The sequence below is a fragment of the Paracoccus sp. MA genome (genome assembly GCF_020990385.1).
In the GTDB taxonomy this organism is placed as follows: domain Bacteria; phylum Pseudomonadota; class Alphaproteobacteria; order Rhodobacterales; family Rhodobacteraceae; genus Paracoccus.
The window spans coordinates 251,664-263,604 of sequence record NZ_CP087598.1 but is presented as its reverse complement, the minus strand read 5'-3'; the positions used below and the strand labels follow the sequence as shown (position 1 = coordinate 263,604).

The window sequence follows — 11,941 nt, the reverse complement described above, 5'->3', positions numbered from 1 at the left end:
CCGCGCAAAACCTGTCTTGCCCATGGACATCGCCGACGGCGGGGCCGTCGTCATCCTGGCCCCCCATGCGGATGACGAGACCCTGGGATGCGGGCAACTGATCGCGGCGCTGTCCGAGGCGGGCGTCACGGTGCAGGTGATCGTGGTGACGGATGGCGCGGCCTCGCATCGCAATTCACGGATCTGGCCACCCGCGCGACTGGCGGCGTTGCGGGCCGGGGAAGTCCGCCGCGCCGTCGCCGTTCTGGGGAACGGAAAGGCCCCGGAGCCCTGCCTGCTTGGCTATCCCGACCTCGCCGCGCCGGACGATCCGCCCGGCCGTGCCGAGGCTGTGGACAGGATCGACGCCCTGATGCCGCCCAAGACAACCGCATTGCTGGCCACATGGCAGGGCGACCCCCACCCGGATCATCAGCGCGTTGCCAGAATCGCGGCGCTGCTGTCGCGCCGCAGGCCCGCCATGCGCCACTGGGCCTATCCCGTCTGGGGGCGGTTCGAGGCGGGGGTCCCGCCGCAGCCCATGGTCAGCTTGCACGACCCGGCGCTGCTTCCCCGCAAGGCCGCTGCGCTGGCCGCCCATCGCAGCCAGATGAGTCCGTTGATCGCCGACGATCCCGCAGGCTTCACCATGCCCGCGACGCTTCAACAGCATTTCATCGACCACCCGGAGTTGTTCATCGATGTCGGATGATGTCGCCGCCCGGCGCGCCGCGCATTTCGAGGCGCTTTACCGGGCCAACCCCGACCCCTGGCGCTATCGGACCAGCAGCTACGAGCAGCGGAAATACCAGGCCACGATCGACGCGCTGCCCGGGCGCCGCTTTCGCGCGGCACTTGAGGTCGGCTGCTCTATCGGAGTGCTGACAGGAATGATCGCAGAACGGGCCGAGGAGGTCACCGGGATCGATCTCTCGGCCGAGGCGATCCGGCTGGCGCGCGCACATTTGCGGAATATCTCGCACGTAAAGCTGCTGCACGGCACGGTGCCGCGCGACTGGCCGCCGGGGCCGTTCGATCTGATGATCCTGTCCGAGGTGGTCTACTATCTGACCGCGGCCGAGATCGGGGAACTGAGCCGGGAAATCGCCCGCACCGCCCGGCCCGGGGCGCATTGTGTTCTTGTCAACTGGACAGGCCCCACGGGAAGTCCCTGGCGCGGACCCCAGGCGGCGCAGGCGCTTATCGCGGCATTGAGCTCGGCTCGGACCGTGACGTCACAGGACCGGACGGATCAGGGAGAATACGTGATGGATCACCTGATCCTGTAAGGGGCGCGGCCCTCGCTTCGCAGCCACTCTTACTCCGGGTTGGCCCTGTCCGGCGCGTCGGACTGTTCTGCGAAGAAAGCCGTTTTGGGAATGTGCAGATCAATGCGGATGCCCCCGGATGTCTGCCGTCTCTCGAAGCAGCCTCCGAATTGCCCTTCGACAATGGCCGAGAGCAGGTTTGAGCCAAAACCGCCGCCGCTGTCCTCGCGCTTGCCCATCGTCACTCCCGGCTCATACCATTCGATGGCCAGTTGCTCGCCCAGCTCTGTAACGCTCAGTTCGATACGCCCGTCGGGCCGGGAAAGGGCACCGTATTTCGCCGAATTGGTCGCAAGTTCATGCAATACCAGAGCGAATGGAGAAACCGATTCAGCTTTCAGCAGAAATGTCTCTGCTTCGCTGGAGAGCCCATCCCATTCTGCCTGCCGGTAAGGGGCCAGAATCTCGGCAAACAAGTTCCGCAGCGAAACGGCATTGTTTGCCGCTCGAGCTTTTCCGAGTTGATGAGCCTTGTGAAGCGCCAGCAGGCGGTTCTTCAACTCGTTCGCAAAGCTCGTGACATCCTCGGCATCCCGCGAGGATATCCCGATCAGCCCGTTGATGACGGCGAACAAGTTTCCGATCCTGTGATCAAGCTCCCGGTTGACGATTTCGCGTTCAGCCTCCAGGCGCTTGGCATCGTCGATATCCGTCGATGTGCCGTACCATCTTATGATATTCCCCTCTGTATCCCGTATCGGCAGTGCGATAACGCGAAGCCATCGATAACCATCCGCATGATGCCGGAAGCGATAGTCTATGTCGTAGGGCTCACCGGTGCTCAGACAATGAGACCACAGCCTGTTCACCCTGCTCCAATCTTCGGGATGAACAAGTGAGGTCCATAGCGATGGCGTGATATCGGCATGGTCGATTCCGGTGAACTCTGTCCAGCGCTGATTGAAAAAATCATGGTTGCCCTGCGCATCCGTGCTCCAGACGATCTGCGGGATCGCCTCAGCCAGCGTGTCGAACCGCAGATTGCTGGCCTCCAGCGCCGCTGTCACCTCGGACTGGCTTGTCGTATCCAGAAGGATCCCGGCAAAGCTTGTGATGTTTCCGGCCTCATCCCGAGCCGGGCGCCCGGATGCGACATACCAGTGCATGGCTCCGTCTTCGGTGAATGCCCGGAAGCGGCTATGAAATTTCTCGCCGGACTGAACCGCCTCGTCGATTGCCGCCAGAACCCGTTGGCGATCGTCATCATGCAGGGTCTCGAACAGCTTCTCGATCGCGATCCCCTTGCTCGCCTCGACCGAAGAAATGCCATGTTGCGCTGCAAGAGAGCCGTTGATGACCATCATGCGGCTCGGAACATCAAAATCCCAGGTGCCGACAATACCCCCGGCTTCAAGCGCGACCTCGACGCGCTCTTGAGCAAGTGTCAGCTCCCGTCTCGTGCGGACATGCGCCGTCGTCTCGCTCGCTGCCAGAAGGGTGCCCAGAACGACGCCGCTGTCGTCCATGATCGGTGAAAGCCCGAGGTTGAACCAGCAGGTCGTCGTCACGCCATCCCGAACAAGGCGGATCGGCTGGTCCTTCAGCCTGTGGCTTTTTCCGCGATAGGCATCGTCAATCTTCTCGCGGTAGAAACTACGCGCAACAGGAAGGGACTCGAAAACTGGCCTGCCCTGTGCGTCGCGCCAGGCATCACCGAAGATCTCTCGGGCAGCCGCGTTGCAAACCACAATGCCTTCGCGTCCAATCAGCACGGCCATGGGAGAGGCGGCGTAGAGTATTGTCCTGACAGTGGCACGCAAGGCAACAGGCCAAGCACCTATCGGACCAGCTGGAGTGTTGCCCCAGTCAACCGCGAGGATGGCGGTCCTGATCTCGCGGATGTTGTCAGCGGCTCCGATGAAATCGCCACTTCCCGAAAACAGACGCTCAGCCATGAAGCCCCGCATTTGCGACAGAGGATCGGCTCAGCCTAGAAGCGCACAGAGAATGCTGTCCAGACAAACATTGCGTCGATCCGCGGCCAAATAGAGGGCCCATTGGCTAAACCCCATCACGGCGTCGTGTGTCAATCTGCATCCAAACGTGCCCCCCGATCGGCGTCCAATCAGCCTTACGCTTCAACGCTCGTGGTGTTGCGGCGGGAAGCTCCCGGTTAGCGCGATATGGCCGATCGAGCATCTCTTTCAGTGGCGTGCTCTCCACAGATTGTCGCTGTCGGTCGTAGGGACATGTGGTTCGGCAACGATTAGCATCGTGGCCTCTGTCGCCCGCACCGGGAGTGGCCCGTTGAGCCGCCAGCATTGACCAGGGCCGTAAGTGTAGTTTCCAAACGTGCCGGAGCCCTCGACCACCGTGACGCAAGCAAGCGGATCCATCAGCATGACCCTCTGCTCGGGGGCGAGCATTTCCTGAACGATGCGGAATGGTGCGGCCTCACCCGGAAACGGCATGATAGGCTGGGGGTTGAGGGTCATCTCTTCCAGAGCCTGATCCAGATGCAGGTCATGCGAGCCGCCATCCGGTGAAAGCTGCAATGTGGTCCCCGGGGATTCCTGGATCTCGATCAGGGTGAGACCGGGGCCGAGGGCGTGAATCGTCCCAGCCTCGACATAGAACATGTCGCCAATTGCCGGCTCGATCCGGCGCAGAAGGTCCGTCAGGCGACCCGAAAGCGCAGCCTCCCGGATCTCGTCACAGGTGGCGGTCTGTTTAAGGCCCAGATGGAAATATGCGCCGGGGCCAACGTCGGCAATATACCACCACTTGTGCTTTCGGCTCACGCCACGTTGCGGATGGATCTGCACGGGAAGTGGTTCGTCGGTCTTGATCCATTTGACAATAATCCCGGTCTCCGCCGCATCGAAGGCGATTTCACCAAGCGGTTGCACTTGGCCCCGGGCCGGAACGCCATCGCACCGGGATTTGGACCGATGATCGGGGACCAGCGGCTCGGCCAAAAACGGGGGATAAGCGGTATCACGGGTGAAGTCTTTCCTGTCGTGTTGCATCTCGATCAGCATTGGCCGGGTCTCCGGAAAGGTGTTGGCAGATTGAAAGGTTTGCGCTGGCATTGGCGATGACATGGAGATTGGTCAGCACATAGCCCGCGCCCGCATCGACGATCACACCCGATCCCGCACTCATCCGGGGCTGACTTCCGGTGTCGGGTGCCAGACTGGGAGGCAGGTCGAAAAAGCGGCGGAAGAAGGGGTCGTTTAGCAGCGGGTTCGCGCTGACCTAAGTCTCGGTTCGCGTCGCGATATTGACGATGGCAGGTGTCACCCGTTCCAGCATCGGGGCTTCCGTCAGCAGGCCCCGGTTGTCGAAGGCTAAGGCCGACTCGCCCCGTGACGGCAGCGGCCTAAACAGCGCTGTTACCAACAAAACAAGCATGAGCAGCCAGCGGCTGCGGGCGGTAAGTGACAAAGACATCGGGCTCTCCTGCGATGAATGGCCGGCCCCGGAGACCGGGGCCGGCACCGGTTCAGGCGGCCTGCGCGCCGCCCCTGCCGCGCGCGGACCAGAGCCGCGCGCCGGTCCAGGCGACCAAGGCAAAGCCGCCAATCACATGCAGTGCGGCAAGCCAGACTACGAGGCCGACGGCAGTTGCCCAAGGGCTGACGGCGACCCAGAGACCGGCCAGGAACAGCAATCTGTCAGCCACCTGATCGCCCGACCACAGCAGCCAGGCGGCCAACACGACAAGGGCGGCGCCTGACAGGACGCTGCTCCAGAGGGCCGCAGCGGGCAGCGAAAGCATCAGCGGCAGGGCAGCCAGCAGGACGCCCGCAGCGATGACGGTCCCGGCGGCGATGCGGTAACCAGTATGGCAACGGTCCGAAATCCAGTTCGCAACCATGGTTTTACCTCCTCTCATCTGATCGTCAGGTGGGTTTCGCCAGCCGCCGCGGCTCTGACGGCGGCAGGAAGGGGCTCAGTTCTGCTGGCGCGAAGGCGCCGGCCGCAATTTCAGCGAGCGCGGTTTCCGTCGCGCTGTTCGAGGCATCGCCCAGTCTTGGCGCCGCGCCCTCGCGCAGGGCGCGGGTGCGGGCAGCGGCGGCCAGAACCAGTCCGAAACGGTCTGGCATGGCGGCCTGACAGTCAAGGGGAAGAAGCGGGTTCATCGCGCACCTCTGTCAGGCCACCTGCTGCGCGTGTTGCGCGCCTTCGAGTGCCCGCAATGCGGTTTCGACGTCGCTCAGCCGCGACTGGCGATGATGCTCGGGCATCCCCTCAGAGGTCGCCAGATCCTGAAGATATTCGTTGAACGCGATGCTCATCAGGATCGAGCGGCGCGTTTCAAGCGGCAGGCTGGTATCCTGCGCCACCTCCATCGGAGTTGCTCCTTTCCCGGCGTCGCCCACTGGCGCTCCGAGCGCGCGACGATAGGCGTCCCGATGCTGCGCAAGGCCCAGCCGGTCAAGCGTCTGATCGGAAAAGCGCCGCAGACGCGCGGCATGGGCGTGGCGCTGACGCTCGAGCGCCTGCGCCTGCTGGCGCGCCTCGGCCTCGCCCGGCGGCAGATGCACCTCGTAGGCGATGCCGAGCCGTTCGGCATGCCGGACCGCGGCTTCAAGGCTGGGGAAGGATAGTTCGACCTGATGGGCTGTGTCCTTACCGGCGGTCCAGCCCATCAGCGGCTCGATCGACGGCACGGAGGCACGCTCGATCCGCAGACGCCAGTCCTTGCTGCGCGCGCGACCGGATGTCATCGCGGATCTGGCAGGTTTCCATATCCGGGCAACGCTCTTCGCGGGCAGGCTGGAATCCCAGGTGGCTTCACCCTTGCCTTGTGGCAGAATCGTCGAGATGCGGGGCGCGGCAGGGGAAATATGGTCTCCTCTTGCAAGTTCCATTTCATCCTCCGATGCTTTCTGACAGGGGAGGTGCGGGCCGGATCGCTCCAGCCCGCCAGGATCAGGTTTTCAGCGGGATGCGTTTGACCTGCGCCTGGGCCGTTTCAGTCCTGGGCAGGGTCACGGTCAGCACGCCGTTGCGGAACGCCGCCTCAACGGCAACCTCATCGATGCCGGCGGGCAGCGGAATGCGCCGCTCGAACCTGCCGTAGACCCGCTCGGAGAACTGGCGCGCGCTGTCCTCTGTGGTGCTGGTCTTTTCGCCGCGCAGTGTCAGCAGACCATCCTCGAGCAGGACTTCGACATCCTTTTCTTCAAGGCCGGGAAGCTCTGCACTGATGTTGATCGCCTTGTCCGTTTCGGTAATCTCGACGCTCGGCCAGTTCGTGCCCGGCCAGCCACTGATACCAGGGAGGACCGGCGAGCGGGTGGCGAAAGAGCGGAAAAAGTCGTCGAACAGCCGATCCACCTCCCGGAGGAAGCTGACAAAGGGGTCAGGCGTCGCCTCGACGGGCTGCGTATTGCGACCCCGCCACCACGGCAGATTTTGGGTCCAGTTCTGTGGGATAAGATCTCTTACGCTCATGTCTGTGTCTCCTGTTCTTGCATAACCCCTCCAAAGGGCGCATCGGTGTGACCGATACGCCCCGGCGTTTCGGGACTGCCAGATATGGCCCGGTGATCAGGCTGCGGCGGTTTCGGGCTGCGGCTCGGCGGTTTCCGCCGCCGGGATACGGGCCTGCTTGGCCAAAGCTGCGGCAGATGTGCCATGCACAATCTCGATACGGCGCGGCTTCTTCTCTTCAGGGATTTCGCGCACCAGCGAAATCTCCAGCAGGCCATCGGTCAGCGATGCGCTCTCGACCCGGACATGATCCGCCAGTTCGAAACGACGCTCGAAACTGCGCGCCGGGATGCCTCGATGCAGGTATCGCGCCTTATCATCGGACTCTTTTTTGCCGGCAACGACCAGCACATTGCCGTTCTGGGTCAGCGTCAGATCGCTTTCGCGGAACCCGGCAACCGCCATGGTAATACCGTAGCGGTCCTCGTCGGCACGAACGATGTCATAGGGGGGCCAGCTATCCGCAGATTCGGCGCGGGCGGCGGCCTCCAGTGAGTTCAGGAGCCGGTCGAAGCCAACGCTCGACCGAAACAGCGGTGTAAAATCAAAAGTGGTTCTCATAGCCACATCCTCCATTGAGCAACATGGTACAAGTCGGTAATTCACCGGAATTTCCGGCGGAGGACCCCCGGCAGGGCGATCCGCACGATCTTATTTGGAACGCAACTTCCGGGGTTCAAGACACAATCTCGTGGTTTGTGCGCTATCAATGTGTTCTGCATTCAGCCCGAATCTCGTCTGGATCTGCGCCTTGAGTGACGGGCGTCGCAATAATCGCAAGAGCGGAAGCTGCCGTTTGCCGGACGGGCAGGATCTCGCCGCGATCATGATCCGGGAGGGCTATTGCGGCAGGTTCTGGTGATCTGTCCGTTCACGTTGCGCAGGAAGGTACCGCCGGGTCATCTGCGCGCATGCAAATCCCGGGAACAGGCCGAACGCGAACCCATTACCTTCTGCGGTCTTGCCCAGGTCCAGGTTCCAGCCACATTGAAGGAGACCTCGGCGCCGAACTGGCCGGAATGCACCTCGGCAAAGGCGACACAGCCTGTAGGGTGCAGAATGTCGTCCTGCCTCTGGTTCTGCCTGGCGCCGCGCTGCGGGTGATGCGCCGCGGGTCAGGATAATCGCCTCGTTCTTTCCATGCCGGTCATTTCTCCGGCCGGGCATCGCCGATCCGGGTTAGCTAGGGCTGATCGCAGAGGCCGGGTTGTGCCTCTGATGCAACCGCCGGGGGCCGGAAACCTTGATTCACGGAGGCTGGCCGGTGCCGGTCACCACCGCCGCGATCCTTCCTTCATTGCCTGACACGGGACCACACCCGTCGCAGCCCCGAAGAACTGGCTGGTCTGACCGAAGACCGCCTGCGGCTCGATCCGCCGAACGCAACGTCCCGCCGGTCCTTTTTCCCCGCCCGCGAACGGGCTCCTCGCGGCCGCTGCGCTGCAAAAAGAACCGGCCATGGGCCGTCGGGCGCTGCGCTGCGCCCGTTCCGGGTGCGAGGCCGATCGCCTCCGGTCCTGCGACCGCCATCGGGGCCGCGACGGGCGCGGTCCGGTCGAGCAAAAAGGATCACGACGATGGCAACCTTCACCAACACCACCAGCACCGCTTCCTCCGGTTCCAGCCACCCCCGCCAGCCGCGCGGCGACGCCCCGGCCGCCCCGCGCGCCACGCCCCGCAACACCGTCCTGAACGGCGACTGCACCCGCCTGATGACCGGCATGGAGGCGAACTCGGTCGATTTCATCCTGACTGTGAACCGGCGTGCAAAATTGACCCCGTAACGGGGTAATCGGCTTCCAAAAATGACCCCCTTACGCTGATGGTCATGATGCCTCCGAGGCTATCGGGGGGCACAGTGTGGGATGCTGGTTGTGGAGACGATTGCGAAGATCCGCCGGGCGTATTTCCAGGACAAGAAGTCGATCAAGCATATCTGCCGAGAGCTGCGGGTATCGCGGAACACGGTTCGGAAGGTGATCCGGTCCGGCGCAACGGAGATGACTTACGAGCGAACCGTCCAACCGCAGCCGAAGATCGGTCCCTGGAAAGGCAAGCTCGACGAGATGCTGGCGGCGAATGCGCGCAAGCCGAAGCGCGAGCGGCTGACCCGCATCCGGATTTTCGAAGAGCTCAGGGCCCTCGGATATGACGGCGGCTACGACGCGGTCCGACGCTATGCGGCTTCGTGGTCGCAGGCGGAGCAGGAAGCGTCAGCCGCCGCCTATGTGCCACTGAGCTTCGATCCGGGTGAAGCCTACCAGTTCGACTGGAGTCACGAGGTCGTTCTGATCGACGGCGTGACCACCACGGTGAAGGTGGCTCACGTCCGGCTTTGTCATAGCCGGATGCTGTTCGTCCGGGCCTACCCGCGAGAGACGCAGGAAATGGTGTTCGATGCCCATGACAAGGCCTTTGCCTTCTTCGGCAGCGCCTGTGCGCGTGGGATCTACGACAACATGAAGACGGCGGTGGACACGATCTTCGTCGGCCGCGACCGCGCGTATAATCGCCGGTTCCAGCAGATGTGCGGACACTACCTTGTCGATCCCGTCGCCTGCACCCCCGCGTCCGGCTGGGAGAAGGGACAAGTAGAGAACCAGGTTGGCGTTGTCCGGCGGCGGTTCTTCGTGCCGCGGCCGCGCTTCAAGAGCTACGCGGAACTCAACGCCTGGCTTCAGGATCGCTGTATTGCCTGGGCCAAGGCCCATCCGCACCAGGAATTGCGTGATCGGACAATCTGGGACGTGTTCCAGGATGAGCGGGCGAGCCTGGTGCCCTACGTCGGCCCTTTCGACGGATTCCATGCCGTGCCGGCCTCGGTGTCCAAGACCTGCCTCGTTAGGTTCGACAAGAACCGCTACTCGGTCGATGGTCGCGCCGTCGGCCGTCCGGTCGAGATCCGCGCCTATGCCGAGCGGGTCGAGGTCTGGCAGGACGGCAAGATCGTCGGCCGGCACGACCGCGCCTTCGGGCGCGACAAGGCCATCTATGACCCGCTGCACTACATCCCGGTGCTGGCCCGCAAGCCCGGCGCCCTTCGAAACGGCGCTCCCTTCAAGGAATGGGAACTGCCGCCGGCGATACGACGCGTCCAGCGTAAGCTGGGGCGCGTGCCGAACGGTGACCGTCAGATGGTCCAGATCCTGAGCATGATCCCAACGGATGGACTGGAAGCCGTCGAGGCTGCCTGCGTCGAGGCCCTGACCGAAGGCGCCCCGGCGGCATCGGTCGTTCTGAACATCCTGGCCCGACATCGCGAGCCACCACCTCCGTTGACCATCGCCACGCCGGACGCGTTGCGCCTGACCTGCGAGCCCGTGGCCGACTGCAAACGCTACGACAGCCTCAGGAGACCCCGCCATGGAAAGATCACAGGTGCTGGACGCGATGGGCCAGTTGAAGCTCTACGGCATGAAGGCCGCCTACGATGAGATCATCGCCACGGCGGTGAAGCGACAGCACGAACCGCAGCAAATCGTGGGCGACCTGCTGAACGCCGAGATCAGCGAGAAACAAGCTCGCTCGATCAAATACCAGATGACCATCGCCAAGCTGCCCTTGGCCAAGGAAGTCGACGAGTTCAGCTTCGAAGACACGCCCGTAAACGAAACGCTGGTGCGCGATCTGGCCTCCGGAGAGTTCCTCGAGCATCAGCGTAACGTCGTCCTCATCGGCGGCACCGGGACCGGCAAATCCCACCTTGCCGTCAGCATCGCCCGGGCCTGCATCCGCCGTGGCAAGCGCGGCCGCTTCTTCAACGTCGTGGACCTGGTGAACAAGCTGGACGCCGAAGCCCGCGCCGACCGACAGGGACGCACTGCGGATCTCCTGTGCCGCCTCGACTTCCTGATCCTCGACGAGTTGGGATATCTGCCGTTCGCCCAGACGGGTGGCCAGCTCCTGTTCCACCTCATCAGTCGCCTTTACGAACGCACCTCGATCATCGTGACGACGAACCTCGACTTCGGCGAATGGCCGACCGTCTTCGGAGACGCGAAGATGACAACGGCGCTCCTCGACCGACTGACCCATCACTGTGACATCGTCGAGACCGGCAACGAGAGCTGGCGCTTCAAGACGCGGGAATGACCGAGACGCCGCTGGCCCGATCCGGTTGCGCTGTATGGAGGCTACACCGCATCGGGCCAGCTACCCGTGCTGACCAAGCGGGGTCATTATTGGGCGCCGAAAGGGGGTCAAAGTTGCGTGCCGATTGACAATCAAGCAACGTGCTGAAATTAACCCCCAGTGCATCAGCGAGATTCCAGAGGGTTTGCACACGTGGGTTACCATTACCCTGTTCGAGCGCTGAAATTGCTGCGCGGCTGACCAGACTGAGTTCGGCCAGGCCATCAAGGGTCAGACCCCGTTTGCGACGAAGTTGTGAAAGCTTGCTTCCGAGCGCACTCGATAAGGAAGGATTAAACGTCATTGCCTCGCGCCCTTGCGACCATCATCACTTTTCCATTATGGCAGAAAATCTTGTATGATGGAACCCTGTCAACGGCGGCGCAAAAGTCGGCCATTGCGGCGGTTCAAAACCAGGCCAGTTGGTGAGGATGTGCGCCATGGCGCGCGCGCTTGCCACATAGCTGGCGCGTGCCAGGGCGCACTGGCGAACAAGAACGCCCGGGTCGTGTGGTCGCTTCTTGCAGGTGACGAAGACTATCGACCGGCGCAAGTCGCCGCGGCTGGCTGAACCGGCTGCGCGATCGTCACGGGACGGAGGCTAACGGAACATTGCAGCAACATGGCTGGAGATGGTGAAAGAGTCGCTCCCATCGCTTCCAGAACCTGATGTGTGGACCGGCACGGCGGAGGCCGATGTCACGGGGGCATTGAGGAGGAAGCGCGCGGAAATCCATCGGGGCTCGCGGCGACGAAGGATCGGGCCGTTCACAGAAGCCGGATATACGTCCGCAATGGCGAGTTCTGAACCAGAGCCAACCAGACCGTTGCAATCAGGCGGGGGCCATATACATCCATACACGCCCCGACCACCCCCGGCCACTGCAATGACGTGGTTATTCTTCGAAACATTCAATCCGATGGAATGTTCGCTATTCCCCTGCATGGTTAATCCTCCTGGCTTGAGGCGGAGCCTATCGAGTAGCTCTCTTTGAAAGCAGCCAATGCAGGGCGACCACCCGCCACAGTTCAGCCGAAGAAGGACATACGGTTTTACGCCT

The 11,941-nt window shown here is 62.9% G+C and carries 14 protein-coding genes; 5 read left to right on the top strand and 9 right to left on the bottom strand.

The genetic code is table 11. The annotated features are described in order from the left end of the window. Positions 1-22 precede the first annotated feature (22 nt). Together LOS78_RS08355 and LOS78_RS08350 are read left to right on the top strand one after the other, a co-directional pair. On the top strand, positions 23-691 hold the full coding sequence (locus LOS78_RS08355; protein ID WP_179921952.1) for a PIG-L deacetylase family protein: 669 nt from the start codon (positions 23-25) through the stop codon (positions 689-691). After that, entirely contained in the window at positions 681-1,268 is a 588-nt protein-coding gene (locus LOS78_RS08350; RefSeq protein ID WP_179921954.1) for a class I SAM-dependent methyltransferase, read from the top strand. The genes LOS78_RS08355 and LOS78_RS08350 overlap by 11 nt, the downstream gene beginning before the upstream one ends. 29 nt (positions 1,269-1,297) lie before the next feature. On the opposite strand, the gene LOS78_RS08345 is transcribed toward LOS78_RS08350, so the two are convergent. From LOS78_RS08345 to LOS78_RS08305, 8 genes are all read right to left on the bottom strand, one after another. Further along, a complete protein-coding gene (locus LOS78_RS08345) occupies positions 1,298-3,202 on the bottom strand; it encodes a PAS domain-containing protein (RefSeq protein WP_179921956.1) in 1,905 nt (634 codons plus the stop codon). Positions 3,203-3,451: 249 nt separating this feature from the next. Next, positions 3,452-4,288 (bottom strand): class I mannose-6-phosphate isomerase, encoded by an 837-nt coding sequence (locus LOS78_RS08340; protein ID WP_179921958.1) that lies wholly within the window; start codon positions 4,286-4,288, stop codon positions 3,452-3,454. A 217-nt stretch (positions 4,289-4,505) separates the two neighbouring features. Continuing rightward, positions 4,506-4,700 carry a hypothetical protein gene (locus LOS78_RS08330; RefSeq protein WP_152367792.1) on the bottom strand — a complete coding sequence of 65 codons (195 nt, stop codon included), beginning with the start codon at positions 4,698-4,700 and terminating at the stop codon, positions 4,506-4,508. A 52-nt stretch (positions 4,701-4,752) separates the two neighbouring features. After that, positions 4,753-5,127 (bottom strand): hypothetical protein, encoded by a 375-nt coding sequence (locus LOS78_RS08325; RefSeq protein ID WP_179921960.1) that lies wholly within the window; start codon positions 5,125-5,127, stop codon positions 4,753-4,755. A 25-nt stretch (positions 5,128-5,152) separates the two neighbouring features. Next, positions 5,153-5,356 (bottom strand): DNA-directed RNA polymerase subunit omega, encoded by a 204-nt coding sequence (locus LOS78_RS08320; RefSeq protein WP_218927436.1) that lies wholly within the window; start codon positions 5,354-5,356, stop codon positions 5,153-5,155. 48 nt (positions 5,357-5,404) lie between these two features. Beyond that, entirely contained in the window at positions 5,405-6,124 is a 720-nt protein-coding gene (locus tag LOS78_RS08315; protein WP_152367795.1) for an NADH dehydrogenase ubiquinone Fe-S protein 4, read from the bottom strand. Positions 6,125-6,185: 61 nt separating this feature from the next. Next, entirely contained in the window at positions 6,186-6,710 is a 525-nt protein-coding gene (locus LOS78_RS08310) for an Hsp20/alpha crystallin family protein (RefSeq protein ID WP_152367796.1), read from the bottom strand. 96 nt (positions 6,711-6,806) lie between these two features. After that, on the bottom strand, positions 6,807-7,310 hold the full coding sequence (locus LOS78_RS08305) for an Hsp20 family protein (RefSeq protein WP_152367797.1): 504 nt from the start codon (positions 7,308-7,310) through the stop codon (positions 6,807-6,809). A 1,016-nt stretch (positions 7,311-8,326) separates the two neighbouring features. Between LOS78_RS08305 and LOS78_RS08300 the strand changes: the two genes are divergently transcribed. The 3 genes from LOS78_RS08300 (at position 8,327) to istB (ending at position 10,841) form a co-directional block, all read left to right on the top strand. After that, positions 8,327-8,533: a hypothetical protein gene (locus tag LOS78_RS08300; protein WP_230377932.1), complete on the top strand. Its 207-nt coding sequence runs from the start codon at positions 8,327-8,329 to the stop codon at positions 8,531-8,533. Positions 8,534-8,614: 81 nt separating this feature from the next. Beyond that, a complete protein-coding gene (gene istA / locus LOS78_RS08295; protein ID WP_230377931.1) occupies positions 8,615-10,183 on the top strand; it encodes an IS21 family transposase in 1,569 nt (522 codons plus the stop codon). Then, complete coding sequence (istB, locus tag LOS78_RS08290) at positions 10,113-10,841, top strand: IS21-like element ISPkr1 family helper ATPase IstB (RefSeq protein ID WP_024843951.1); 729 nt, start codon at positions 10,113-10,115, stop codon at positions 10,839-10,841. Before istA ends, istB begins: the two co-directional genes overlap by 71 nt. Here the strand turns inward: istB and LOS78_RS08285 are convergent. Then, the gene (locus LOS78_RS08285; protein ID WP_230377930.1) at positions 10,825-11,184 is read right to left on the bottom strand and encodes a helix-turn-helix domain-containing protein; all 360 of its coding nucleotides are present in this window, start codon (positions 11,182-11,184) and stop codon (positions 10,825-10,827) included. The two genes, istB and LOS78_RS08285, sit on opposite strands and share 17 nt — an antisense overlap. Between the last annotated feature and the right edge of the window lie 757 nt (positions 11,185-11,941).

Coding starts and splice junctions, on each gene's coding strand:
- LOS78_RS08355 (WP_179921952.1), top strand. CDS start 23: ATGGACATCGCCGACGGCGGGGCCGTCGTCATCCTGGCCCCCCATGCG.
- LOS78_RS08350 (WP_179921954.1), top strand. CDS start 681: ATGTCGGATGATGTCGCCGCCCGGCGCGCCGCGCATTTCGAGGCGCTT.
- LOS78_RS08345 (WP_179921956.1), bottom strand. CDS start 3,202: ATGGCTGAGCGTCTGTTTTCGGGAAGTGGCGATTTCATCGGAGCCGCT.
- LOS78_RS08340 (WP_179921958.1), bottom strand. CDS start 4,288: ATGCTGATCGAGATGCAACACGACAGGAAAGACTTCACCCGTGATACC.
- LOS78_RS08330 (WP_152367792.1), bottom strand. CDS start 4,700: ATGTCTTTGTCACTTACCGCCCGCAGCCGCTGGCTGCTCATGCTTGTT.
- LOS78_RS08325 (WP_179921960.1), bottom strand. CDS start 5,127: ATGGTTGCGAACTGGATTTCGGACCGTTGCCATACTGGTTACCGCATC.
- LOS78_RS08320 (WP_218927436.1), bottom strand. CDS start 5,356: ATGCCAGACCGTTTCGGACTGGTTCTGGCCGCCGCTGCCCGCACCCGC.
- LOS78_RS08315 (WP_152367795.1), bottom strand. CDS start 6,124: ATGGAACTTGCAAGAGGAGACCATATTTCCCCTGCCGCGCCCCGCATC.
- LOS78_RS08310 (WP_152367796.1), bottom strand. CDS start 6,710: ATGAGCGTAAGAGATCTTATCCCACAGAACTGGACCCAAAATCTGCCG.
- LOS78_RS08305 (WP_152367797.1), bottom strand. CDS start 7,310: ATGAGAACCACTTTTGATTTTACACCGCTGTTTCGGTCGAGCGTTGGC.
- LOS78_RS08300 (WP_230377932.1), top strand. CDS start 8,327: ATGGCAACCTTCACCAACACCACCAGCACCGCTTCCTCCGGTTCCAGC.
- istA (WP_230377931.1), top strand. CDS start 8,615: ATGCTGGTTGTGGAGACGATTGCGAAGATCCGCCGGGCGTATTTCCAG.
- istB (WP_024843951.1), top strand. CDS start 10,113: ATGGAAAGATCACAGGTGCTGGACGCGATGGGCCAGTTGAAGCTCTAC.
- LOS78_RS08285 (WP_230377930.1), bottom strand. CDS start 11,184: ATGACGTTTAATCCTTCCTTATCGAGTGCGCTCGGAAGCAAGCTTTCA.